Source organism: Serratia sp. TSO36, assembly GCF_057808395.1.
This window is the reverse complement of sequence record NZ_JBJZOU010000010.1, coordinates 110,197-133,883: the sequence shown is the minus strand read 5'-3', so window position 1 is coordinate 133,883 and position 23,687 is coordinate 110,197. Positions and strand designations below refer to the sequence as shown.

Below are 23,687 nucleotides of genomic sequence, written 5' to 3'. Positions count from 1 at the left end.
GTTTACTGAGCGTTCTAATAATAATCACCCCTGCAAAAACATATCCCTATGCTTAGCCAACAAAGCCGTAGCGTCCTGCCGTTGATCGGGGCGTTGTTCACGTTATATATCGTTTGGGGTTCCACCTATTTCGTCATTCGCCTCGGCGTCGCGCAGTGGCCGCCGCTGATGATGGCCGGCATTCGCTTTCTGGTTGCCGGCATCGTGCTGTTCAGTTTCCTGGCCTGGCGCGGCCACGCGCTGCCGACGCCGAAGCAGTGGCTGGCCGCCGGCGCCATCGGCATTCTGCTGCTGGCGGTGGGCAACGGCCTGGTGACGGTGGCGGAGCACCAACACGTGCCGTCCGGCATCGCCGCGGTGATGGTGGCGACGGTGCCGCTGTTCACCCTCTGCTTCAGCCTGCTGTGGGGGATGCGCAACACCAAACTGGAATGGGCCGGCATCGCGCTCGGTCTGGTGGGCATCGTGCTGCTTAATACCGGCAACAACCTGGTGGGCAACCCGACCGGCGCGCTGCTGATTTTGCTGGCGTCGGCCAGCTGGGCCTTCGGGTCGGTACTGGGATCGCGCATCTCGCTGCCGGCCGGGCCGATGGCCGGCGCGGCGGAAATGCTGGTCGCCGGCGTGGTGTTATTGGCAGCCAGTCAGCTGAGCGGCGAGCGTCTGACTCAGATGCCGAGCACCGGCGGCTTTCTGGCGCTGGGCTATCTGATCGTCTTCGGCTCGATGCTGGCGATCAGCGCCTATATGTTCTTGTTGAAGAACGTGCGCCCGGCGGTTGCCACCAGCTACGCCTACGTCAACCCGGTGGTGGCGGTGCTGCTCGGCATCGGCTTTGCCGGCGAATCGCTGGCGCCGCGCGAGTGGCTGGCGCTGGTGATCATCGTGGCGGCGGTGGTGCTGGTGACGCTGGGAAAATACCTGTTCGCCCGCCCGGCCCGCGTGCAGGCCATCGACAGCGAACGGTAGCGATCGCAAAGGGCGGTCTGCGGGCCGCCGTTAAAAACGATTCTTGTTTCACCCGGCGAAGGGGCTATAATTCCCGCTGTTCCAAGCAACCTGCGAAATTATTCCTATGCTGAAAAAAGCGTTCGTCATCGTCATCGCCCTGTGCGCCTTCGGTTCTTTGGGCGGCGTATTCCTCGCCGGGCTGAACATCTACACCCGTTCCACCACCCCGCACGAAGAAAGCGCGCCTGCCGGGGATACCGCCGCCACGCCGGCGCAAACCGAAACCCTTCAGGCCAAGTGATCGTCCATCCAACGCTGGCAGCGCTGCTGTAAAAAGCGCTGCAGTTGCCTGACGCGTTCCGACACCTGCGAACGATGCGGGCAGACCAGATTGATCGGCACCGCGTCGCTGCGCCATTCCGGCAACAGTTGCACCAGCCGCCCGGCGTGAATGTCGGCCGCCACGTCGATCGCCGACTTGCGCACCACGCCGTGCCCCGCCAGCGCCCAGCGCCGCGCCACCTCGCCGTCATCGGTAAAATAGCTGCCGTTCAGCGGCACTTCGACCCCTTCCTCACCGCGCCACAGCCGCCATTCCACCTGCCGTTTGCCGCTGGGCTGATACACCAGAATGCTGTGCCGGGCCAGATCGGCCGGCGTTTGCGGCGCGCCGTGACGCCGCAGGTAATCCGGGCTGGCGCAGATCAACCGCCGATGCTGCGGCAAGATCGGCAGCGCCACCAGCGAAGAGTCGGCCAGCGGCCCGAAGCGCAATGCCACGTCCACCGGTTCGCGGAACAGGTCGGCCTGCCGATCGTTGATCAGAAGCTGCAGCTGAATATGCGGATGCTGCAGGCGGAACTCATCCAGCCAGCAGAGCAGCAAATTGCGGCCAAAATCCGACGGCGCGGAAATCTGCAGCACCCCGGACAGCCCCTGATGCTTCTCGCGGATCGCCTGCTCTCCTTCGGCTAACGCGCCCAGCGCCAGGCGCGCGCTGTCGAGATAGCGAGCCCCCTCCTCCGTTAACCTCAGGCTGCGGGTGGAGCGCACCAGCAGCCGCGCGCCCAACTGCTGCTCCAGCCTTTTCACCGCAATGCTGGCCGCCGCCGGCGTCATGTCCAGCGCGCGCGCCGCGGCGGAAAAACTGCCGCCGTCCACCGTGCGGACAAACACCTCGAGATCGACAAATGAGGTCATGTATTTCCCTTTTTAGAGAGCCGGATTCACGGCGTATCGGATTGACGATAAAACGCCCAACAGTTATGATTAGATCATAATAAATGGAGCTTTGATCAATGGATGAACACAACGGACTGGACTACATCCTTAGCCTGCATGGCACGCGGGTCAATCGTGAGGATGGCTATTGGTGGAAAATCGAGGCTTGGACGGTGACCCAAACGGCCTTTATCCCTCACGGCATCCGTTACAATTTGACCTTGCATGATAACCACAATACCCGGGTTTTTGGCATAGACAACGCGCATGCCATTAAAACACCCCGCAAAGGTAAATTTTCGGGCCGCGTCGTTTACGATCTCCAACATGACTCCCCGACGGACAAAGGCTCACCCTACGAGTTTCATTCCGCCTATCAGTTGGTGGAAGATTTTTTTACCCGGATAGACGAAGTCATACGCAAGAGAGAAAACCGAGGTTGATGATGAAAGCACTGATTGGCGTGATGCCTGAAGAACTGATTCGCAAGCGCACACTGGCGATCGCAAAAGGGGAATACCAGCCACAGGAACGTGAGCCCAAAGTGTGGTTTACGTCGATGATTGCGCTGGCCCAGGTGCTCAGCAACGAGAATATTGCCCTGCTGCGTCTGATCGACACTGCCCGCCCCGAGACCATCAGCCAGTTGGCCGAACTGTCGGGGCGCCAGGTCAGCAATCTGTCCACCACGCTGAAAACGCTGAGCGGGCACGGCCTGGTGGCACTGGAAAAACAGGGGCGTTCAGTGAAACCCCGAGCGCTGTTTACCGATTTCGAAATCATCGTGGATCAGAAGCTAAACGCCCGCTTTAGCGCCGCATGATCTTTAAAAAATATTAATAAGAGTTTGTCAGCAAGGCCGATTGTTAGGTGATTTTCAATCAGGAAAGATAGATCCCGTTGAAACTTACCTAAAAAGAGGCCTTAACATGACAATTCCTGACTCCCCCCTGAAACGACAAAAGCTGGTGATCCTGGGCGGCACCAGCGGCATTGGCGCCGCGGTGGCCTACGCAGCGGCGGCGCGCGGCGCTGAAGTGGTGCTGGCTTCGCGCCGCCTGCCCCACGCCGGGGAGAAGAACGACGCGCTGCGCCTGATGCAGGCCGACCTGACCGATGAAGCGTCGCTGCGCGCGCTGTTTGCCGCCGTCGGCGCTTTCGACCATTTGGTGATCACCGCCGGGCCGCTGGTGCAGGCGAAACCGCTGGCGGAGACTGCTTTTGAGCAGGCGCAGGCCGACTTCAACGTCAAATTCTGGGGCAGCTTGCGCGCGGTGCAGGCCGCGCTGCCGACACTGGCGCCGCAGGGCTCCATCACCCTGACTTCCGGCCAGCTGTCGCGTAAATACCTCGGCGGGCAGCTGGTCAAAACCGCCATCAACGCCGCACTGGAAGCGGCCGGCAAACAGCTGGCGAAGGAACTGGCGCCGCGGCGGGTGAACGTGGTCAGCCCCGGCATCACCGCCACCGAAGCCTACGACGGCATGGGCGCCGCGCAGCGTCAGGCGCTGTTCGAGCGCGTGAGCGTCAGTCTGCCGGTCGGCCGGATCGGCCAGGCGGCCGACGTCGCGGCGGGTTACCTGCTGGCGATGGAGAACGGCTTCGTGACCGGCAGCGTGATCGACATCGACGGCGGCGGCCTGCTGTAACGGCGGCTAGAGCGCCGTCACGCCCTGCGCGGCGGCCTGCTGTTCCAGCACGGTGATAATCTGGTAGGCCGAACGCGGCACCAGGCTGAAATCGCCGATCAGCAGGCGGTCGCTGACCGCCTCATCCAGCATCGCACGGGCGCCGGCGCGCAGGATTTCCACCTGTTCCGGCGGCGTGCCCGCCGCGGTGATCAGCGGCAGGCCGGGCACCGCCGCCGTGCGGCCGATGATTTTCAGCCCCTCCAGCGCCTGCGGCTGCGCGCGGCGCAGCAGTTCCATGCTGATCGAATCGATGGCGGCGATATCCGCCTGCCCGCTGCGGATCAGCTTCAGCGACTGATAATGCGCGCCGGAAGCGATAGCCGTACCAAAGAATTTCCCGTCCTGCGCCAGCGGCGCGATCAGCGCGCGCAGGCCATTGTAGCCGGACTGGGAATCGGTGCTGTTATAGGCCACCGTCCGGCCGCGAAAATCCGCCAGCCGTTCGGCGGGGTCGCCCGCGCGCACCACCAGCCAGCTGCGGTAATTCGGCCCGTCGCACCCCTCAACCCGATAATGGTAGGTGCCAATCAGCTGCACCTGCGGCAGAGTGCTGACCAACGGATAACCGCAGGTTTGGCTGAGCAGCAGATCGTCGCGCCGCCAGTGCTGCGCCAGATCGTCCGGCCAGCTTAGCCGCTCCGGCGCCGCCGGCAGCCCCAGGCGCAGCAGCTTGTCGCGCAATACCTGCCAGAAAGATTCGGCCTGCTCCCGGCCAACGCCGTACATCGGTAGAGACACCTGCATCATTTCCCCCTTACCCCGCCGGAGTAGTCGCCAGCGTCTGCTGACGCCAGGCGGTGAGATAACGCACCCAACGTTCGAACAGCATATCGGTGATAATAGCCAACAATGCCACCACCGCCGCGCCCTGGATCACATAGGCGGTGTTAAAGCCGCTCAGACCGATGATGATCGGCGAGCCGAGCGTCTTGGTGCCGACGGTGGAAGCGATGGCTGCCGTGCCGATGTTAATGATCACCGACGTGCGGATCCCGGCGACGATCACCGGCGCCGCCAGCGGCAATTCGACCCGCCACAGAATTTGCCAGGCGCTCATCCCCACGCCGCGCGCAATCTCGCGCGTGGCGGGCGGCACCGATTCGATGCCCGCCAGCGTGCCCTGCAGGATCGGCAGCAGGCCGTACAGCACCAGCGCAATGATCGCCGGCTGTTCGCTGAAGCCCATCACCGGCACCGCTACCGCCAGCACCGCCACCGGCGGGAAGGTCTGCCCTACCGCCACCACCGTTTCCACCAGCGAACGAAACTCCCGGCCGCTGCGCCGGGTTACCGCCACGCCGGCCGCCACGCCGAGAGCCACCGCGATCAGGCTGGAGATCGCCACCAGCGACAGGTGCGCCCCCACCAGCGCGATAAAGCTGTCCTGCTGATAAATGGGCCGCTCCAGATCGGGGAACCAGGCGGCGAACAGGCCGCGCAGATGATCCATGCCGAACACCAGCGCCAACAACAGCGCCAGCGTCCAGGGCAGCGGATCACGCAGCAGGCGCCAGATGCGCCCGCTCATGACAGCGCCTGCCCGGCGATCAGATCGTTGAAGTGCAACACCCCCAACGCTTCGCCCCGTTCATCCACCACCGGCAGGCAGTCGCTGCCGCGCGCCACAAACACCGACAGCGCCTCGCGCAGGCTCATGGCGGCGGCGATCGGCTCGCCCTCGGCGGCGCCGGGCCGCACTCGCTCCGCCACCGTTCCCAGCGACAGCAGCTTGATGCCGCGATCGCTGCGCCCGAAGAAGTCCCGCACGAAGTCATTGGCCGGCGCGGTCAGCAGCGCCAGCGGCGTGCCCTGTTGCACCACCCGCCCCTGATCGAGCAGCACCAGGCGATCCGCCAAGCCCAGCGCCTCGTCGATGTCGTGCGTCACCAACACGATGGTGCGGCCGGAGAGCTGATGGATGCGCGCGATCTCCGCCTGCAGCGCCGCGCGGGTAACCGGATCCAGCGCGCCGAACGGTTCGTCCATCAGCAACACCTCGGGATCGGCGGCCAGCGCGCGCGCCACCCCTACCCGCTGCTGCTGCCCGCCGGACAGCTGGTGCGGATAGCGACGGCGAAACAGATCCGGCTCCAGATGCAACAGCTCCAGCAGTTCGGTTACCCGATCGCGAATGCGCGCGCGCGGCCATTTCAGCAGCTGCGGCACGGTGGCGATGTTTTCCTCCACCGTCCAGTGCGGAAACAGGCCGATCGATTGGATCGCATAGCCCATGCGCCGCCGCAGATCCTGCGGTTTGAACGACTGGATCTCTTCGCCGGCAAAGAGAATCTTGCCCCGATCGTGCTCGATCAGGCGATTGATCATTTTTAACGTCGTGGACTTGCCGGAACCCGAGGTGCCGATCAACACGGTGAATTCGCCCTCGGCGATGTGCAGCGTGAGATCGTCTACCGCCGGCTTGCCCTGAAAAATTTTGCTGACTTGCTCAAAGTGAATCATCGGCGCGATACGTCCAGGATTGAAACCCAAAATTTAAACAGCGAATCGACGATGACCGCCATCATGACCACCGGGATCACCCCCAGCAGAACCAGATCCAGCGCGCTGCTGAGCAGCCCCTGAAAGACAATGGCGCCAAAACCGCCGGCGCCGATCAACGCCGCCACCACCGCCATGCCGACGGTTTGCACCGCCAGAATGCGCACGCCGGTCAGGAACAGCGGCAGCGCCAACGGCAGCTGCACGCGCAGGAAGATCTGCCCGCGCGTCAGCCCCATGCCGGTGGCGGATTCGATCACCCCCGCCGGCACGCTTTGCAGCCCCGCCACCACGCTGCGCACCAGCGGCAACAGCGCGTACAGCACCAGCGCCACGATCGCCGGCGCCATGCCGATGCCACTGACGCCGTGTTCTGCCAGCCAGGGCACCGCCGTCGCCAGCCCCGCCAACGGCGCGATCAGCAGGCCGAACAGCGCAATCGACGGCACGGTCTGGATAATGTTCAGCGCGGAGAAAATCGGCCGCTGCCAGCGCTCGGAGCGAAAACACAGCACCCCGAGCGGCACGCCGATCGCCAGCGCCGGCGCCATCGTCGCCAGCAGAATGGTCAGGTGCTGCAGCAGCGCGGCGTCAAACACCTCCTGACGATTGTGGTACTCCTTCAGCAGCGACAGCTGATCGAGCTGATGCCCGAACAGCAGCAGCGCCGGCGGCACCAGCACCAGCGCGTTGCCCAGCATGCGCCACAGGTGCGACGCGGTAATGCGCGCCATGGCGTCGGCGGCGATCAGCAGGCTCAGCGCCATCGTCAACCAGCATCCGCTGCCCCAAGAGGTGCGCGCCAGGCGCGATCCCTCCTGCGCCAGACGCCCGGCGGCCTGCCCGCTGATCCAGAAGGCCAGCGTCAGCACCCCGCAGGCGGCCAGCGCCGCCAGCAGCGCCCGTCCCCGCGTCGGCGGCAACAGGCTGAGGATCGCCAATGCCGCCAGCGGCAACAGCAGCCACAGCGCCGGGCCGTGCAGCAGGGAGAACAAGGAGAGGCTTTTGCCCGACAACAGGCGATTGGGGGCATAACTGAGGAACGGCAGGCCGAACGCGGCCAGCAGCAACAGCATGAACAGCGTCAACAAGACGCGATGTTTTACGGCGATAGTCAAAGAAACGCTCCGGTTCCCTCGGTTTACCCCCTCTCCCGACGGCAGAGGGGGCACCTCGGCATTATCCCTTAACAAACCCTTTCTCTTTCAGGTAAGCGGCCGCCACCTGTTTGGCGTCCTGGCCTTCCACGGCGATCTGCGCGTTGAGTTTTTGCAGCGTCGGCCCGTCCAGCGAGGCGAACACCGGCTTCAGCAGCTCAGGCAGATTGGCGTGCGCCTTCAGGGCCGCTTCGCGCACGATCGGCGCCGGCGCGTAGATCGGCTGTACGCCTTTCGGGTCCGCCAGCGTCTGCAGCCCCAGCGCCGCCACCGGGCCATCGGTGCCGTAGGCCATCGCCGCGTTGACGCCGGAGGTCTGCTCCGCCGCCGCCTTGATGGTCACCGCCGTATCGCCGCCGGCCAGGGACAGCAGCTGATCCTGATTCAGCTTGAAGCCGTAGGCATTCTGGAACGCCGGCAGCGCATCCGGCCGCTCGATAAATTCCGCCGAGGCCGCCAGCTTGAACTTGCCGCCGCCGTTGATCCACTTGCCGAGATCCGACAGCGTCTTCAGGTGATTGGCCTCCGCCACGTCCTGGCGAATGGCGATGGTCCAGGTGTTGTTGGCCGGCGCCGCGTCCAGCCAGACGATTTTGTTTTTGTCGTAGTCGAGCTGTTTCACCTTCTCGAAGCCGGCCTGGGCGTTCTTCCACGCCGGATCTTTCTCATCGGAGAAGAAAAACGCGCCGTTGCCGGTGTATTCCGGGTAGATGTCGATCTCGCCGGAGGTGATGGCGCCGCGCAGCACCTTGGTGGTGCCGAGCTGCAGCTTGTTGGTGGTCTGGATGCCGTTGGCTTCCAGCACCTGCACGATGATGTTGCCGAGCAGCGAACCTTCGGTATCGATCTTGGAGCCGACGCGCACCGAGTCGGCCGCCTGCGCCAGACCGCCGGTGGCCAGCAGGGCCAGCGCGACGGCAAAGGAACGTCCGCGTGATAAGGTGATTGCCATACTTTTCCTCTGGTTATATGTTTTCCGGCTCATGGGCCGGTTAGGTTGGAAAATCCTGAGAAACGCGCTTCCAGCGCGCAATAAATTTTTCCGTCGGCAGGGCATCGCCCTCCCCCTGCGGTTCACCGGCGCGCAACGGATGCACGCCGACGTCGATCGGCGTCAGGGCGTAATCGCGCAGCCACTCGCCGTAGCCTTGCGCGACAAATCCCTGGCTGCGGCGCTGGTACGCCTCGCGCTCCGCCAGATAGACTTCGCGCAAACCATACCAGGGCAGGCCGGGCAGATCGTGATGCACTAAATGGTAGTTCAGATTGAGAAACAGCAGCCGCCACGGCCAGCCCGCCTCATTAATAATAGAACGTGCCTGCGGTGCGTCCACGGCGCGATGCTCAAAAAACGATCTTACCTTGGTCAGCGCCAGCGCCGGGTAGCTGATGGCCAGCAGGTAAAACGCCGCGCCGATACCCTGCGCCTGCAGCCAGTCGAGCAGCATCGCCAACAGCGACAGGTGCACCAACCACCTCGCCCAGGCGCGCCACTCCCCGGCGACAAGCGCTTTCACCGCCCCGGCCAGGGTCGCGGCGATATCCAGCGCCGGGCCAAGGAGCACCCGGCCGATCAGCGTATTGCGCACGGCGGCCAGCAGCGGCAGCAACCGGGGATAGCGCCGCCACTGCGCGGCGCTGAAGTAATAGCTTTCGGGATCTTCGTGAGGATCGGTCAGGTGGTCGTTGCGATGGTGGCGCAGATGCGAATCGCGATACAGCCCGTAGGGATACCACACCGCCAGCGGCAACAGGCCGAACAGCTGATTGACGCGCGGCCAGCGCGTCGGATGGCCGTGGATCAGCTCGTGCTGCAACGACATGTACCAGGTGGTCAGCAGGATCAGCAGCGGCGCGCCAAGCCACGGGCCCAGCGTTTGCCACCCCAGCGCCACGCCGAACCAGCCGCCGTACACCGCCGCCATGATCCCCCAGGTGGGCAGCTCCAGCCGCCAATGCCGGCGCCGATAAAGCTGCCTGATTCGTTCGCGCTGTTCGGGGTGCAAATAGTGGGCGTGGGACATGCTGCGGCTCGCGGTAAGAGATTTTCTCCCAGTATCCGTGAGCCGTAGCGGCATTCAAAATAACGAAAATGGCAAAGCTAAGTGAAAATTCAGCGGGTTGCGTACGCGTAAAAGCGAAAAAACGGGCCGCGCGGGCGGCCCGTCCGTTACCTCCCTTCAGGGAACGAAATCGAGCACCACGGCGTTGAACAGCGCATACTCGGTGGCGCTGGCCATCGGCGGAAACTGCGCGCGGCTCACCGCGTTATGCACCCGCACCGGATAGCTGAGCGGCGCCGTGGCCTGCGCCTCGGCCTGCGGCTGCGGCAACGGGCCTAGTGTCTTTTTCATTCCCGATGTCCTTATTGGGGGGATTTATCCTTATTGCGCGGCCCTCACTGCGCCACCGGGTAAGCCTCGCCGTCATCCGCGTAACGCTGCAGCCGCTCGCGCCACCACTTGGCCGCCAGACCGCTGGCGCTTTCCCGCCAGCCGAAGTAGGCAACGTCGCTGCAGCGCTCAGATTCAACGCGTTTCGCCACCAGTTCGCCGCTGTTCAGGTAAGGTTCCGCCAGAGAACGCGGCAGATAGCCGCAGCCCAGCCCGGCCAACTGCGCCTGCAGTTTGGCGTCGAAGCCGAAGACCGTCAGCGTATCCTGTTCTTCCAGCAGGTTCAGGCTCTGCGGCGCGTTGACCCGCGAGGTATCGCGCACCACCACCGCCCGGTGCTGACGGATCTCATCTTTCGGCAACGGTTCCGGCAGCGCCGCCAGCGGATGCTGTGGCGCGACGGCGAACACGTAATCCAACTGCCCCAGGCGGCTGAACGCATAACCCACCCGCGACGGCGGCTCGCAGATGGCGCCGATGATAATGTCGGCGCAGCCGTAAACCAGCGATTCCCAGGAGCCGGCCAGCACCTCGTGGCTGAAACGCAGCCGGGTATGATGATGCTGCCGATAGAACTCGTCGATCAGCGGCAACAGGCGGGCAAACGGGAAGGAGGCGTCGATCCCGAGCGTGATCTCGCTTTCCCAGCCGTTCTCCACGTAGCGCGCCTGCTGCTCCAGATCCTGCGCCGCCCGCAGCAGCACCCGCCCTTTTTCCAGCATCAGCTTGCCGGTATCGGTGAACTTCGCCCGGTGGCCGGAGCGGTCCAGCAGGGTGATGTCGAGATCGTTCTCCAGCTTCTGCACCATATAGCTCAGCGCCGAAGGGGTTTTAAACAGTGCGGCGGCTGCGGCGGCGAAAGATCCGTGCCGGTCCAGCGCGTCCAAAATCAGCAGCGCTTCCAGGTTTAATCTCATGCTTTCTCCCGTGTATAAAAAAACTCAACAAGTCGGCAAAAATTCTGCGGTATCTTTGAAATCGCCCTCTGCCTACCATGCGTTTTATCGGCGTTACACTCATCAGATGTTCAACCGAAATATCACTGGGAAGGTAAATTATGTCCAAGTTTCAACTGCTTGATAAAGACAACTCCGCACTGATTTTTATCGACCATCAACCGCAAATGGCCTTCGGCGTGGCTAATATTGATCGTCAGCAACTGAAAAACAACGTTGTTGGTTTGGCGAAGGCGGGCAAGATTTTCAACGTGCCAACCCTTTTCACCTCGGTAGAAACCGAAAGCTTCAGCGGCTATATCTGGCCGGAACTGCTGGCGGTACACCCTGAAATCACCCCGATTGAACGCACCTCGATGAACTCCTGGGAAGACGCGGCCTTCGTTAAAGCCGTGGAAGCCACCGGCCGCAAAAAGCTGGTGATCTCCGCGCTGTGGACCGAAGTGTGTCTGACCTTCCCCGCGCTGATGGCGCTGGAAGCCGGCTATGAAGTGTATGTGGTGACCGACACCTCCGGCGGCACCTCCGTCGATGCGCACGAGCGTTCGATCGATCGCATGGTGCAGGCCGGCGCCGTGCCAGTGACCTGGCAGCAGGTGCTGCTGGAGTACCAGCGCGACTGGGCGCGCAAAGATACCTACGACGCGGTGATGGCGCTGGTGCGCGAACACAGCGGCGCGTACGGCATGGGCGTCGACTACGCTTACACCATGGTGCACCACGCACCGGCTCGCACGGTGAAATAATCCCCTTGCCCCGGCCCTGCGCCGGGGTATTTTCAGGAGTCGGTTTTATGGCCCATCCGCAGCATGTCACGCTGGTGATCACCCACCGTTTGGCGCCGGGGAACGAGCAGGCCTATGAGGCCTGGCTGAACCGCATCATGCCCGACGCCGCGGGCTTCACCGGCCATTTGGGCGTCAACGTGATTCGCCCTTCCGGCGACGAGCAGGCCTATACGGTGCTGGTCCGCTTCGACAACCTCGACAATCTATACCGCTGGATCCACTCGCCGCTGCGCAAGCAATACATCGAAGAAGTCACCCCGCTGTTGCTGGAGAGCGACCATATCGAGATCCGCCCCGGCGCGGAGTTCTGGTTTACCCCGCCCAGCCCCGGCGTGCGCCAGCCGCCCCAGTGGAAGCAGTTCATCATCACCCTGCTGGTGATCTTCCCTTCCACCAATCTGGTGCCCTGGTTTTGGGGGCTGGCGCTGCCGCAGCTGAACGGCACGCTGCTCGGCCATTTTCTCAATGACGCCACCGTGGTCGCCCTGGTGGTGTACCTGTGGATGCCTATCGTGACCCGCGTTTTTCATCAATGGCTGACCCGCCGCTAGGCGGTTCGCCGGGAGAATGTTATGAACCACCACGCTTCATTGATCATCACCAACGGCAAGTTTCACACCGTCGATCGCCAAAATCCCACCGCACAGGCGGTCGCCATCCGCGACGGCAAATTTCTGGCGGTCGGCAGCGAAAGCGAAGTCATGCAGCACGCCGGGCCGGAAACCCAGGTGATCGACCTGCACGGCCACACCGCCATTCCGGGCCTGAACGACTCGCACCTGCACCTGATCCGCGGCGGCCTGAACTATAACCTGGAGCTGCGCTGGGAAGGCGTGCCTTCGCTGGCCGACGCGCTGCGCATGTTGAAAGAACAGGCGCTGCGCACGCCGAGCCCGCAATGGGTGCGGGTGGTCGGCGGCTGGACCGAATTCCAGTTCGCCGAGCGCCGCATGCCGACGCTGGACGAGATCAACCAGGCTGCGCCGGACACGCCGGTGTTCATTCTGCACCTCTACGATCGCGCGCTGCTCAACCGCGCGGCGCTGAAGGTGGTCGGCTACACCAAAGACACGCCGAACCCGCCGGGCGGCGAGATCCAGCGCGACGCCAACGGCAACCCGACCGGGATGCTGATCGCCAAGCCCAACGCCATGATCCTGTACGCCACGCTGGCGAAAGGGCCGAAGCTGCCGCTGGAGCAGCAGGTCAACTCCACCCGCCAGTTTATGCGCGAGCTGAACCGTCTGGGCCTCACCAGCGCCATCGACGCCGGCGGCGGTTTCCAGAACTACCCGGAGGATTATCAGGTGATCGCCGAGCTGCACGAGAAAAAGCAGCTGACCATTCGCATCGCCTATAACCTGTTCACCCAGCGGCCGAAGCAGGAATTGGAAGACTTCGAGCTGTGGACCGACATGCTCAAGCCGGGCCAGGGCACCGACTTTTATCGCCACAACGGCGCCGGCGAGATGCTGGTGTTCTCCGCCGCCGACTTCGAAGACTTCCTGCAGCCGCGCCCGGATCTGCCGCCGGGTACCGAAGACGAACTGGAGCGGGTGGTGCGCCATCTGGTCGAGCACCGCTGGCCGTTCCGCCTGCACGCCACCTATGACGAATCCATCAGCCGCATGCTGGACGTGTTCGAGAAGGTGAACCGCGACATTCCGTTCAACGGGCTGCACTGGCTGTTCGACCACGCCGAAACCATTACCGAGCGCAATATCGAACGGGTCAAGGCATTGGGCGGCGGCATTGCGGTGCAGCACCGCATGGCATTCCAGGGCGAGTATTTCACCGAGCGCTACGGCATCGAAGCCACCAAACATACGCCGCCGGTGGCGAAAATGCTGGCAGCCGAGCTGCCGGTCGGGCTGGGCACCGACGCCACCCGCGTCGCCAGCTACAACCCGTGGACGGCGCTGTACTGGCTGGTTTCCGGCCGCACCGTCGGCGGCATGGCGATGTACGACGACAGCGCCCGGCTGGATCGCGAAACGGCGCTGATGCTGTGGACGCAAGGCAGCGCCTGGTTCTCCACCGAGCAGGGCAAGAAAGGCCAGATCAAGGTCGGCCAGCTGGCGGATGTAGCGGTGCTGTCGCAGGACTATTTCAGCGTGCCGGAAGAGCAGATCAAAGGCATTGAGTCGGTAATGACGGTGGTGGACGGCAAGGTGGTCTACGCCGCCGGCAGCTTCTCGCCGCTGGCACCGCCGCCGCTGCCGGTGCTGCCGGAGTGGTCACCGGTCACCCAGGTGCCGGGCCACTACCGCTCCGCGCCGCCGTCGGCGGCGGCCAAAGTCGGCGTGCTGAGCCAGGCGCACCAATGCTGCGGCCCGTGCGGCGTACACGCGCATCAGCATGACATTGCGCGCCGCTCCAGCATCCCGGTGTCGGACGAGAATGCCTTCTGGGGTGCGTTCGGCTGTTCGTGCTTCTCGTTCTAAGTTGCCAGGTAAGCAACTTACTATGCAACTAGCTTAATAAGATATTAAGTTAGCAACATAACAAATTAATGGCGCTGTCCAGGGGAGAGCGCCATTTCATTTTCAATCGCGGTTGATCTCCAGCCAGCGCCGCTGCTCGGCGGAGGCGGCTATCGCATCCAGCACACAAGACACCTTCCAGCCTTCTTCAAAGTCCGGCCACATGCGATCGCCCGCGGCGATGCCGTTGACCAGATCGCGGATCTCCACCGTCTTCTGATCGTTAAAGCCGATGCCGTGCCCGGCGCTGATACAGAACGCCGCGTAGTCCGGATGCTTCGGCCCCACCAGCAGCGTCTTGAACCCCTGCCGCTCCGCCGGCTCATCGTGCCGATACAGCTTCAGCTCCGCCATCCGTTCCTGGGTATAGCTCAGCGTGCCCTTGGTGCCGGTGACCACATAGGTCAGCCCCATCTTGCGCCCGCAGGCGATGCGCGAGGTTTCGAGAGTGCCCATCGCCCCGCCGGCGAAGCGCAGCAGCGCGCCGGCCTGATCTTCGTTTTCCACCGGCAGCAGGCGCGCCGGGTCTTGCGGATCCGGGCGCTGTTTGATCACGGTTTGCATATCGCCACAGACCGCCACGATGTCGCCCACCAGGTAGTGCGCCATATTGACGATGTGCGCCGCCAGATCCCCCAGCGCGCCCAGCCCGGCGCTGGCGCGGCGGCAGTGCCAGTCGAGCGGCGTGCGCGGATCGGCCAGATAATCCTCATTGTGGGTGCCGTAAAAGTGCACCACCTCGCCGATTTCGCCGTTGGCGATGATCTCGCGCGCCAGCTGGCTGGTCGGATTCTTCATGTAGTTGAAACCGACCAGCGTTTTCACGCCCTTGGCGCGGGCGGCCTGCACCATCTCCGCCGCGTCGGCGGCATCCAGCGCCAGCGGCTTTTCCGAATACACGTGCTTGCCGTGGCGGATCGCCTCCAGCGCCATCTCTTTGTGCAAGAAATTGGGCGCGCAGATGTCCACCACGTCGATCGCCGGATCGGCCACCAGCTGCCGCCAATCGCCGGTCGAACGCGCAAAACCGAACTCGGTGGCGCGCTGCGCCGCCAGCTCGGGCGTCACTTCCGCCAGCATCTCCAGCACCAGTTCCCCTTTCAGAGGAAAAACCGTGGCGGCCTGCGCATAGGCGATAGCGTGACAACGCCCGATATAACCGGTGCCGATTAACCCAACGCGTACCTGTTTCATCATTTTCTCCCGTGATCGAAATCCTGCGTAGAACCAGGCGCCGCTCAATGAAACGTGCCGGTTGATAACGGGTTTATATGGAATATAAATTTCAATAACAAGCACACGGAAAAATAAAGTTCATATTCGTGATGCCGTTCATGAAACGTTGACGGGCTGATGCAACGCAGAAAGCCCAGACACGGCTTGCCGTATCCGGGTGAGATAAAACGAACCGTTTATTTCATATCAAGGTAAACCGTTGGCGCCATGCTGCACGTAGCCAGGGCGTTGCAGCAGGCGCTGCTGATAGGCCGCCAGCGCCGCATAATTCGGCCGCTCGAACGGCGTCATCAGCCAGCGATTCAGCGACAGCCCCAGCACCACGTCCGCCAGCGTGAAGGCCGCGCCGGCGGCATAAGGGCCGTGCTGCGCCAAATGCTTGTCCAGCAGCCCCATCAGCCGATTCCACTCACGCTCGGCGGCGGCCAGGCTGGCGGCATCCTGATAATCCGCATGCCCGCGCACCCGCGACATGAACACATAGCGCCAGGCGCCGTTCAGATCGGTGGCCTGCCAGTCCATCCACATCTCCACCGCCGCGCGCGCGCCGGGTTCCTGCGGCAGCAGATCGCGGCGCCCTTCCCGTCCGGCCAGGTAGCGGCAGATGGTGTTCGACTCCCACAGCACCCGCTCGCCGTCGATCAGCACCGGCACCAGGCCGTTGGGATTCAGTGCCAGAAACGCCGGCTCCTGCGTGGAGCGAAAGCCGCTGCCCCAGTCCTCCCGCGCCAGCGGCAACCCCAGCTCCTGGCAGGTCCACAATACCTTGCGCACGTTGATCGATGAGGCTTTGCCCAATAATTTCAGCATTCGCTTTCCTTACCCTCTCCAGAACGGTTTATCGCCTTCGCGACGCGCATCCGCCCGCGTCAGGCCGATATCCGCCAATTGCCTGTCGTTCAGCAGCAGTAACTCTCTGCGCGTACTGCGGCGCAACAAATACCAACGCCAGCGTGACCAGCCTACCCGTCGCCACGTCGTCATGCCATCAAACAGTGCCATGTTGTTATTCTCCCTGCTGTTTTTGCGTTGTAGTCATCATGCTCGCCGGGAGAAAAACAATACAGATTCACGCTGGCGCTATTTTTTTCATACAGCTGCGCCAAAAAAACCGCTGAATGGTTTACTTTGAAAGCATCTGTACCGGTTTTTTAATCCTGCATCCCGATAAGAGGCCTCTGTATGACACGCTACGCCACTCTGGCCGCCATTCTCAGCCAACGCATTCAGCAAGGGCTGTATCCCGCCGGCCATCGCCTGCCTTCGGTGCGCGCGCTGAGCCAGGAGCACGGCGTCAGCATCAGCACGGTGCAGCAAGCCTACCGGCTGCTCGAGGAACAGCGCCTGGTGGAGGCGCGGCCGAAGTCGGGCTACTTCGTGCATACGCGGCGCGCGCAGGCCGAGCTGCCCGCCATGACGGCGCCGATGCAGCGGCCGGTGGACATTTCGCAATGGGAGCAGGTGCTGGAGCTGGTACGCAGCAGGCCGCGCGAGGGCCTGATCCAGCTGGGGCGCGGTATGCCGGATATCGCCGAGCCGACGATGAAACCGCTGATCGTCGCCCTGCGCAACGCCGCCCGCCACGGCGATCTGCGCAGCCTGTATTACGACAGCATTCAGGGCGTGGCCGCGCTGCGCGAGCAGGTCGCCCGCCTGCTGCTGGATTCCGGCTGCCAAATCGGCCCCGATCAGTTGCTGATCACCACCGGCTGCCAGGAAGCGATCTCCGCCGGGCTGCGCGCCGTTTGCCAACCCGGCGACATCGTGGCGGTCGATTCGCCCTGCTTCCACGGCACCATGCAGACGCTGAAGGGCCTGGGCATCAAGGCGCTGGAAATCCCCACCGATCCGCTCACCGGCGTCAGCCTGGCGGCGCTGGAGATGGCGCTGGAACAATGGCCGATCAAAGCCATTTTGCTGACGCCCAACTGCAACAATCCGCTGGGCTACATCATGCCCGACGCCCACAAACAGCGGTTGCTGACGCTGGCGCAGCGCCACGACGCGGCGATCATCGAAGACGACGTCTACGGCGACATCGCCTATCACTACCCGCGGCCGCGCACCATCAAGTCGTTCGACGAAGACGGCCGCGTGCTGCTGTGCAGCTCGTTTTCCAAAACGCTGGCGCCGGGGCTGCGGGTGGGCTGGATCGCGCCCGGTCGCTACCTGGAGCGGGTGCTGCACATGAAGTTCATCGGCTCCGGCGCCACCGCCACCCAGCCGCAGCTGGCGATCGCCGAATTCATCCGCGGCGGGCACTATCTGCAGCACCTGCGGCGCATGCGCGCCCGCTACCAGCAGAACCGCGACCGCATGACCGACCTTATCCTGAAACACTTCCCGGCCGGCACCCGCGTCAGCCGCCCGCGCGGCGGTTTTATGCTGTGGATCGAACTGGACGAGGCGTTCGACACCTTGCGGCTGAACCGCCATCTCGAGCAGCAGGGCGTGCAGATCGCCGTCGGCAGCATCTTTTCCGCCGCCGGCAAATACCGCAACTGCCTGCGCATCAACTATGCGCCGAAGCTGACGGCGGAGATCGAACACGCGGTGCAGCGGGTCGGCGCCACCATCCAGACACTGATGCCGAGCGGCGTGCTGCAACCTCAGGCGGACTGAAGCCAATACTCCGCCACCCGGCGGCGCAGATGACCGATGCCCTGCGGGTGGTGAATAAACTGCTCTACCGGCATCATTCGCCAGCGCTGGCCTTCATCGCCGAAGCGAATGGCGGCGATCTGCGCCGGGGCGATCTCGCCGGCCATAAACCAGGTCGGCGGGGAGCCGGGCAGGATGCCGTCGTAGCGCCGCTGCCAGACAACCTGGCGTTCGGCGAGCAACACCCCGAACTCTTCCAGCGTCTCCCGCTGCACGCACTGCAGCGGCGTTTCGCCGTTTTCCCGCCCGCCGCCGGGCAGATCCCACAGGCCGGGCCACGGAATGCCCGGCTTGTCGTCCCGTTGGTAAACCAGCAAGCGATCGTCGCACAGCAGCGCGATCTTGGCCCCGCCAAACGCCCGATCCGTCATGTTTTCCGTCTCCCGCCCATACCGTTGCCTGAACATCATACTCCATCCCGGCACGGCCTGGTGTATAGTGAAAATCCGTTTTCACAACAGGCGAACAATACGATGAATTCTCCGTTTCTGGTGACCCCTCAATGGCTTGCGCAACATATCAACGATGAAAATCTGGTGGTGATCGACGTCCGGATGTCGCCGGTGGGGCTGACGCCGAAGAAAGACATGCTTGCCGAGTTCGAACGCGGCCATATCCCAGGCGCGGTCTATTTCGATATCGACGAGGTGGCGGACAAAAGCACCGCGCTGCCGCATATGCTGCCGACGGCGGCAGAGTTTGGCGCGGCGGTGGGCAAACTGGGCATCAGCGAACGCGATACCCTGGTGATTTACGACGAGGGCAACCAGTTCTCCGCGCCGCGCGGCTGGTGGACTTTCCGCAATTTCGGCGCCGAGCGCGTTTACGTGCTGGACGAAGGGCTGAACGGCTGGACCGCGCAGGGCCAGGCGCTGGCAACCGGCCCGGCGCAGCCTGAGCCGCAGACGTTCAACGCCCGGTTCAACGCCGACGCGGTGGTGGATATGCGGCAAGTGGAGCAGGCGTTAGGCACGCCGGTGCAAATTCTCGATGCGCGCGCCGCGCCGCGCTTTTATGCCGAAGCGCCGGAGCCGCGCCCCGGCCTGCACCGCGGCCATATTCCCGGCAGCATCAACATTCCGTACGGCGAGCTGCTGGAAAACGGCCGCTTCAAATCGCTGGAGGCGCTGCGCCAAACCTTCAGCGACAAGGGGGTGGATATCAACGGCCCGATCATCACCAGTTGCGGCTCCGGCGTGACGGCGGCGGTGCTGGCGTTCGGCCTGCTGTCGCTCGGCGCGCCGCAGGTCAAGCTGTATGACGGTGCCTGGAGCGAATGGGGCCAGCTGAGCGGCAAGCAGCCTATCGCCAAAGATTAAGTTTCGATCCGCTCGACCACGATCTGCGCCAGCCGCTGCACGGCGGCGGAAGGCTGATCCTCGGCGCGGTGCAGCACCACGCCGAGCTGGCCGAGAGCGGGCAGCAGTTCGGGCGCCAGCGGCGCCAGGCCAGGCGGCAACCCCGCCGCCGTGCGCACCGTAACGCCCAATCCGGCACTCACCGCCGCCCACACGCCGTTCAGGCTGCGGCTGGTAAAGGCAATGCGCCAGGGAATGCCGGCGCGATCCAGCGCCTGCGTCGCCGCGCTGCGCATCAGGCAAGGCGCGTCGAACATCACCAATGGCAACGGCTCATCCCCTTCTCGCCAGGGCGCCAGCGCGAAGCCGGGCGAGGCGATCCAGTGCAGCTGCCGCTGCCCCAGCGCCTGATGAAACGGCGTGCTCAAACCGCCATCCCACGCCAGCGACAGATCCAGTTGGCCTTTCAGCACCCAGTCGATCAGCTCGGCATTGCGCGCGATGCGCGCCTCGATGCGCACTTTCGGATTGGCGCGCGCGAAGCTGCCCAATACCTGCGGCAGAAACGTCTCGCCGAAATCCTCCTGCAGCCCCAGCCGCACCGTGCCCTGCAAATCCAACCCGCGCACCGCGGCGGCGGCTTCGTCATTGAGCTCCAGCAGGCGGCGCGCGTAACCGAGCAGCGTTTCCCCCGCCTCGGTCATCACCATGCCGCGCCCGGCCTTGCGCAGGATCGGCGCGCCGACCTGCTGTTCCAGCTTTTTCAGGTGAGCGCTGACCGCCGACGTCGAACGCCCCAGCCGTTCAGCCGCCTTGGCGAAGCTGCCCAGCTCGACGCCGGTGACGAAGCTGCGCAAATCCTCGAGATCGAACGTTATTCGCCTCATGCTGACCATCCTGATTTTCTGAACCATCGATAAAAATAATACCGATTTTACTGATAAAGATGGCGTGTCACGCTCTCCCGGTCAACGTCTTTGCGGAGAATCCTTATGCTCGCGATACACGCAGCCCGCCAAGTGGCGGTTAGTGCGGCTGGATTTATGGCGTGAACCGCCGCAGGCACAGCCGCAAAACGGCCAGCTGTTCCGCGTCGGCCATCTGTCCGCCCCCTTTGACCACACTACGCCGCGGGTTGACAGCTAAAATTTGATATTGATAATCATTATCAACACTGAACATTCACTTGCGGCTCGCGGGATGCGGGCCGCTCTCCGGGGTCAACCGCCATGCCGTCATCACCGATCACACCGTACGCCACCACCTGCTGCATCGTGGGAGGCGGCCCCGCCGGGCTGATGCTCGGCTATCTGCTGGCACGGGCGGGGATCGACGTGACGGTGCTGGAGAAGCACGCCGACTTCCTGCGCGATTTTCGCGGTGACACCATTCACCCGTCGACGTTGGAAGTCATGCACCAGTTGGGCCTGCTCGACGAACTGCTGGCGCTGCCACACCAGCGCGCCGAATCCCTGCACGCCGAAGTCGCCGGGCGCGACATTAAGCTGGCGGATTTCACTCGCCTGCCGACGCGCTGCAAATTTATCGCCTTTATGCCGCAGTGGGAGTTCCTCAACTTTTTGGCGCAGCAGGCCGCCGCGTTCCCCCATTTCAGGCTGCTCACCTCGACGCAGGTTCATAAGCTGCTCTACGACCGCGGCCAGGTATGCGGCGTGCTGGCCGACACGCCGGAAGGCCCGATCCGCGTACGCAGCCAGCTGGTGATCGGTACCGACGGCCGCAACTCGGTGGTGCGCGAGCAGGCGGCGCTCAGCAGCCGCTCCTTCGGCGCCCCGCGCGACGTATTGTGGATGAAGCTCAGCAAGCAGCCGGGCGATCCGGCCTGGTCGATGGGCCATACCGGGCCGAAGCAGAACTTCATCATGATCGATCGCGGCGACTACTGGCAGTGCGGCTACTCGATCGATAAAGGCAGTTTCGACGCGATCCGCCGCAGCGGCCTGGAGAAATTTTTGCTGCACCTCGCCGAGGTGGCGCCATTCCAGGACGATCGCCTGCAGGAGATCGTCGAGTGGGATCAGGTGAAGCTGCTGAGCATCCGCATCGATCGTCTGGATCGCTGGGCCAAACCGGGGGTGCTGTGCATCGGCGACGCCGCGCACGCCATGTCGCCGATCGGCGGCGTGGGCGTCAACCTGGCGATTCAGGACGCGGTGGCCGCCGCCAACGCCCTGATCCCGCCGCTGCGCCAGCATCGGCTGCAGCTGAAGCATCTGCTGAGCGTGCAGCGCCGGCGCGAATTGCCCACCCGGGCCATCCAGTTTTTGCAGATCAAAATGAGCCAGCGCAAGCCGGGCGAACGCCGCGCGGCGGGCGGTTCGCGCCTGATCGCCCGCGTCGGCAACAGCCGCTGGCTGCCGCGCCTGTTCGGCCGCATCATCGGCCTGGGTTTTCGCCGCGAAACGCCGCGGCATCTTGAAAGTTAACCCGCTATACTCATCGGTTCCCGCTTCGATGAGGTTCATTCATGTTCACCGTCCGTCAGGCATTGCTGGAAGATTTAACTCAGGTGCGCGATATCGGCATCCGCACCTATCGCGCGCACTTCGGTGAGCTGTGGCGCTACCCGCACGAGCTGGAGGCCTTTCTGGCCGAGGATTTTGCCGTCTCCGCGCTGGAACGGACGCTGCGCGATCCCGACGTGTGCTGGCTGTTGGCCTATGAGGATGACGCCCTGGTCGGCTATGCGCGGCTCAACGTCGACAGCTTGCTGGCGCCAACGCAAACCCGCGGCGCAGAGCTGCAGAAAATCTATTTCCTGCCGGGCCATGCCGGCAACGGCTATGGCCAGCGGCTGTTCGAACAGGTGCAGCAGCGGGCCATCGAGCGCCGGCAGAAGACGCTGTGGCTGGAGGTACTGCAACGCAACACCGGCGCCCAACGCTTTTATCAGCGCCAGGGATTGAGCATTTGTGGCGAGACCTGCTACACCAGCGCCCAGGGCTCGATAGGCATCTGGTATATGAGCAAGGCGCTGTAACCGCGCCCCGCTCCGCCTTCGTTTAGCGCGGCTCCCGCTGCAGCATCAGGAACAGCAAAGCAAACGCATTGGGCGCCAGGTAGATCAGCGCCCCCAGCTGCACCGCCAGCGGATCCTGCTTGGCCTGCCAGGCCATAAACCAGTCGCCGGCGACCACCATAAAGCCGACGCCCCACACCGCGATCGCGCAAAGCGCCCCCAGCATCGCCCAGATTTTGCCCTTGGCGAAGGCGGCGTAAGGGCCTTTAAATCGCCCGATCATCAGCACCACGCCTGCGGCCGCGAATAGGCCGGCCAGCGTTTCCAGCGTGGTGATGACAGCCAACCCCAACATACAGGCCCAGTCGGCGCCGATCGCGCGCCACATCAACCCCGGCGTCTGATAGGTATCCTGCATGGCGAGCAGCGGGCCCACCGCATTGCGCGCGGTGCCGGCGAAATCCGCCGTATTGTTCAACAGGCTGAACAGCCCCCACAGGGCCGGAAACAGGGACAGGACGATGCAGCCGAGGCGTGACACAGTGATTTCGTTCATGATGATGTTAGCTATCCATGGCAAGGGATTAATAAAAAACGCCTTTTAGATTAATCCATAACATCCGCAAGGAGAAACAGCTGCACGACTTTCAGATATGCGGCTCCCTTTGCCTCGTTCAAATCGCCACCAGCCCGCGTACACCGTCCTGTTCCATATTGCTGCCGGCGCCGCGCTGCACGATGCTGCCGCGCGACATCACCAGATAGCTGTCCGCCAGGTCGGCGGCAAAGTCATAGAACTGTTCCACCAGCAGGATCGCCATATCGCCGCGCGTCGCCAGCTGTTTGATCACCGCGCCGATCTCCTTGATCACCGAAGGCTGGATCCCTTCCGTCGGCTCGTCGAGGATCAGCAGCTGCGGCCGGCAGGCCAGCGCCCGGCCGATCGCCAGCTGCTGCTGCTGCCCGCCGGAGAGATCGCCGCCGCGCCGATCCTTCATTTGCCGCAGCACCGGAAACAGTTCATAGATCGGATCCGGCACCGTGCGCGCGGCGGCGCCGGAAAAGCGCGCCAGCCCCATCAGCAAATTTTCCTCGACCGTCAGGCGCGGGAAAATCTCCCGCCCCTGCGGCACATAGGCGATGCCCGCCCGCACCCGCTGATGCGGTTTTTTACCGGTGATGGTTTCGCCCTGCCAACGCACGCTGCCGCTGCGCGCCGGGACCAATCCCATCAGGCATTTCAGCAGCGTGGTCTTGCCCACGCCGTTGCGCCCCAGCAGGCAGGTCACCTCGCCAATGCGCGCCTCGAACGACAGGCCGCGCAGAATGTGGCTGCCGCCGTAATACTGATTCAATTCTTCTACCTGCAGCAT

Annotated in this window: 28 protein-coding genes and 1 pseudogene; 13 read left to right on the top strand and 16 right to left on the bottom strand. The window is 63.6% G+C overall.

Annotation, left to right across the window (positions count from 1 at the left end; translation table 11 throughout):
• The first annotated feature begins 48 nt into the window (after positions 1–48).
• Together yedA and ACK3CV_RS07705 are read left to right on the top strand one after the other, a co-directional pair.
• Positions 49–969 carry a drug/metabolite exporter YedA gene (yedA, locus tag ACK3CV_RS07710; protein ID WP_033646923.1) on the top strand — a complete coding sequence of 307 codons (921 nt, stop codon included), beginning with the start codon at positions 49–51 and terminating at the stop codon, positions 967–969.
• A gap of 106 nt (positions 970–1,075) precedes the next feature.
• A complete protein-coding gene (locus ACK3CV_RS07705; protein WP_004939348.1) occupies positions 1,076–1,252 on the top strand; it encodes a hypothetical protein in 177 nt (58 codons plus the stop codon).
• Here ACK3CV_RS07705 and ACK3CV_RS07700 read toward each other — a convergent pair.
• Positions 1,240–2,151, bottom strand: coding sequence for a LysR family transcriptional regulator (locus ACK3CV_RS07700; protein WP_033637627.1), 912 nt, complete (start codon positions 2,149–2,151; stop codon positions 1,240–1,242). The two genes, ACK3CV_RS07705 and ACK3CV_RS07700, sit on opposite strands and share 13 nt — an antisense overlap.
• 98 nt (positions 2,152–2,249) lie before the next feature.
• Between ACK3CV_RS07700 and ACK3CV_RS07695 the strand changes: the two genes are divergently transcribed.
• The 3 genes from ACK3CV_RS07695 to ACK3CV_RS07685 all read left to right on the top strand — a co-directional run bounded on the left by ACK3CV_RS07695 (position 2,250) and on the right by ACK3CV_RS07685 (position 3,821).
• The gene (locus ACK3CV_RS07695; RefSeq protein WP_164140687.1) at positions 2,250–2,615 is read left to right on the top strand and encodes a toxin-antitoxin system TumE family protein; all 366 of its coding nucleotides are present in this window, start codon (positions 2,250–2,252) and stop codon (positions 2,613–2,615) included.
• A 2-nt stretch (positions 2,616–2,617) separates the two neighbouring features.
• Positions 2,618–2,995 (top strand): HVO_A0114 family putative DNA-binding protein, encoded by a 378-nt coding sequence (locus tag ACK3CV_RS07690; protein WP_033638702.1) that lies wholly within the window; start codon positions 2,618–2,620, stop codon positions 2,993–2,995.
• Positions 2,996–3,101: 106 nt separating this feature from the next.
• Complete coding sequence (locus ACK3CV_RS07685) at positions 3,102–3,821, top strand: SDR family oxidoreductase (RefSeq protein WP_164140685.1); 720 nt, start codon at positions 3,102–3,104, stop codon at positions 3,819–3,821.
• A gap of 6 nt (positions 3,822–3,827) precedes the next feature.
• Here the strand turns inward: ACK3CV_RS07685 and ACK3CV_RS07680 are convergent, their stop codons facing one another.
• From ACK3CV_RS07680 to ACK3CV_RS07645, 8 genes are all read right to left on the bottom strand, one after another.
• A complete protein-coding gene (locus tag ACK3CV_RS07680) occupies positions 3,828–4,589 on the bottom strand; it encodes a phosphate/phosphite/phosphonate ABC transporter substrate-binding protein (RefSeq protein ID WP_164140823.1) in 762 nt (253 codons plus the stop codon).
• 28 nt (positions 4,590–4,617) lie between these two features.
• A complete protein-coding gene (locus ACK3CV_RS07675) occupies positions 4,618–5,391 on the bottom strand; it encodes an ABC transporter permease (protein ID WP_033637624.1) in 774 nt (257 codons plus the stop codon).
• Complete coding sequence (locus tag ACK3CV_RS07670; RefSeq protein ID WP_033637623.1) at positions 5,388–6,323, bottom strand: ABC transporter ATP-binding protein; 936 nt, start codon at positions 6,321–6,323, stop codon at positions 5,388–5,390. The genes ACK3CV_RS07675 and ACK3CV_RS07670 overlap by 4 nt, the downstream gene beginning before the upstream one ends.
• The gene (locus tag ACK3CV_RS07665) at positions 6,320–7,480 is read right to left on the bottom strand and encodes an ABC transporter permease (RefSeq protein ID WP_033637622.1); all 1,161 of its coding nucleotides are present in this window, start codon (positions 7,478–7,480) and stop codon (positions 6,320–6,322) included. Before ACK3CV_RS07665 ends, ACK3CV_RS07670 begins: the two co-directional genes overlap by 4 nt.
• A 61-nt stretch (positions 7,481–7,541) precedes the next feature.
• On the bottom strand, positions 7,542–8,471 hold the full coding sequence (gene osmF, locus ACK3CV_RS07660; RefSeq protein ID WP_033637621.1) for a glycine betaine ABC transporter substrate-binding protein OsmF: 930 nt from the start codon (positions 8,469–8,471) through the stop codon (positions 7,542–7,544).
• Positions 8,472–8,511: 40 nt separating this feature from the next.
• Complete coding sequence (locus ACK3CV_RS07655) at positions 8,512–9,543, bottom strand: fatty acid desaturase (RefSeq protein ID WP_164140683.1); 1,032 nt, start codon at positions 9,541–9,543, stop codon at positions 8,512–8,514.
• Between the two features lie 156 nt (positions 9,544–9,699).
• Positions 9,700–9,873, bottom strand: a complete 174-nt coding sequence (locus ACK3CV_RS07650) for a hypothetical protein (protein WP_204280357.1) — start codon at positions 9,871–9,873, stop codon at positions 9,700–9,702.
• Between the two features lie 44 nt (positions 9,874–9,917).
• Positions 9,918–10,829 (bottom strand): LysR substrate-binding domain-containing protein, encoded by a 912-nt coding sequence (locus ACK3CV_RS07645; protein WP_060706353.1) that lies wholly within the window; start codon positions 10,827–10,829, stop codon positions 9,918–9,920.
• Between the two features lie 140 nt (positions 10,830–10,969).
• Between ACK3CV_RS07645 and ACK3CV_RS07640 the strand changes: the two genes are divergently transcribed.
• From ACK3CV_RS07640 to ACK3CV_RS07630, 3 genes are read left to right on the top strand one after another with little or no spacing between them, the layout of a single operon-like run.
• Complete coding sequence (locus ACK3CV_RS07640; RefSeq protein WP_004939390.1) at positions 10,970–11,614, top strand: hydrolase; 645 nt, start codon at positions 10,970–10,972, stop codon at positions 11,612–11,614.
• Between the two features lie 47 nt (positions 11,615–11,661).
• A complete protein-coding gene (locus ACK3CV_RS07635) occupies positions 11,662–12,207 on the top strand; it encodes an antibiotic biosynthesis monooxygenase (protein WP_033637617.1) in 546 nt (181 codons plus the stop codon).
• A 21-nt stretch (positions 12,208–12,228) separates the two neighbouring features.
• On the top strand, positions 12,229–14,100 hold the full coding sequence (locus tag ACK3CV_RS07630) for an amidohydrolase (protein WP_164140681.1): 1,872 nt from the start codon (positions 12,229–12,231) through the stop codon (positions 14,098–14,100).
• Positions 14,101–14,202: 102 nt separating this feature from the next.
• On the opposite strand, the gene ACK3CV_RS07625 is transcribed toward ACK3CV_RS07630, so the two are convergent.
• The 3 genes from ACK3CV_RS07625 to ACK3CV_RS07615 all read right to left on the bottom strand — a co-directional run bounded on the left by ACK3CV_RS07625 (position 14,203) and on the right by ACK3CV_RS07615 (position 16,377).
• Positions 14,203–15,333: a Gfo/Idh/MocA family protein gene (locus ACK3CV_RS07625; protein ID WP_060421385.1), complete on the bottom strand. Its 1,131-nt coding sequence runs from the start codon at positions 15,331–15,333 to the stop codon at positions 14,203–14,205.
• 228 nt (positions 15,334–15,561) lie between these two features.
• Positions 15,562–16,185: a glutathione S-transferase family protein gene (locus ACK3CV_RS07620; protein ID WP_033646945.1), complete on the bottom strand. Its 624-nt coding sequence runs from the start codon at positions 16,183–16,185 to the stop codon at positions 15,562–15,564.
• 9 nt (positions 16,186–16,194) lie between these two features.
• Positions 16,195–16,377, bottom strand: a complete 183-nt coding sequence (locus ACK3CV_RS07615) for a DUF1127 domain-containing protein (RefSeq protein ID WP_033637613.1) — start codon at positions 16,375–16,377, stop codon at positions 16,195–16,197.
• A 180-nt stretch (positions 16,378–16,557) separates the two neighbouring features.
• Between ACK3CV_RS07615 and ACK3CV_RS07610 the strand changes: the two genes are divergently transcribed.
• Positions 16,558–17,997: an aminotransferase-like domain-containing protein gene (locus ACK3CV_RS07610; protein WP_164140680.1), complete on the top strand. Its 1,440-nt coding sequence runs from the start codon at positions 16,558–16,560 to the stop codon at positions 17,995–17,997.
• Here ACK3CV_RS07610 and ACK3CV_RS07605 read toward each other — a convergent pair.
• Positions 17,985–18,407 (bottom strand): NUDIX hydrolase, encoded by a 423-nt coding sequence (locus ACK3CV_RS07605; protein ID WP_033637611.1) that lies wholly within the window; start codon positions 18,405–18,407, stop codon positions 17,985–17,987. The two genes, ACK3CV_RS07610 and ACK3CV_RS07605, sit on opposite strands and share 13 nt — an antisense overlap.
• A 102-nt stretch (positions 18,408–18,509) precedes the next feature.
• Between ACK3CV_RS07605 and sseA the strand changes: the two genes are divergently transcribed.
• A complete protein-coding gene (gene sseA, locus ACK3CV_RS07600) occupies positions 18,510–19,355 on the top strand; it encodes a 3-mercaptopyruvate sulfurtransferase (protein ID WP_164140678.1) in 846 nt (281 codons plus the stop codon).
• On the opposite strand, the gene ACK3CV_RS07595 is transcribed toward sseA, so the two are convergent.
• Positions 19,352–20,221 carry a LysR substrate-binding domain-containing protein gene (locus ACK3CV_RS07595; protein ID WP_164140677.1) on the bottom strand — a complete coding sequence of 290 codons (870 nt, stop codon included), beginning with the start codon at positions 20,219–20,221 and terminating at the stop codon, positions 19,352–19,354. The two genes, sseA and ACK3CV_RS07595, sit on opposite strands and share 4 nt — an antisense overlap.
• 124 nt (positions 20,222–20,345) lie before the next feature.
• On the opposite strand from ACK3CV_RS07595, the pseudogene ACK3CV_RS07590 reads away from it, so the two are divergent.
• The 3 genes and pseudogenes from ACK3CV_RS07590 to ACK3CV_RS07580 all read left to right on the top strand — a co-directional run.
• A pseudogene (locus ACK3CV_RS07590) lies at positions 20,346–20,480 on the top strand (DUF4865 family protein); the annotation flags it as partial.
• Positions 20,481–20,563: 83 nt separating this feature from the next.
• Entirely contained in the window at positions 20,564–21,781 is a 1,218-nt protein-coding gene (locus tag ACK3CV_RS07585; protein ID WP_164140676.1) for an FAD-dependent oxidoreductase, read from the top strand.
• Between the two features lie 41 nt (positions 21,782–21,822).
• A complete protein-coding gene (locus ACK3CV_RS07580; protein ID WP_043146939.1) occupies positions 21,823–22,335 on the top strand; it encodes a GNAT family N-acetyltransferase in 513 nt (170 codons plus the stop codon).
• 22 nt (positions 22,336–22,357) lie between these two features.
• On the opposite strand, the gene ACK3CV_RS07575 is transcribed toward ACK3CV_RS07580, so the two are convergent.
• Both ACK3CV_RS07575 and urtE read right to left on the bottom strand, forming a co-directional pair.
• Entirely contained in the window at positions 22,358–22,870 is a 513-nt protein-coding gene (locus ACK3CV_RS07575) for a DUF2165 family protein (protein WP_049233831.1), read from the bottom strand.
• A 118-nt stretch (positions 22,871–22,988) separates the two neighbouring features.
• A complete protein-coding gene (urtE, locus tag ACK3CV_RS07570) occupies positions 22,989–23,687 on the bottom strand; it encodes an urea ABC transporter ATP-binding subunit UrtE (RefSeq protein WP_060420005.1) in 699 nt (232 codons plus the stop codon).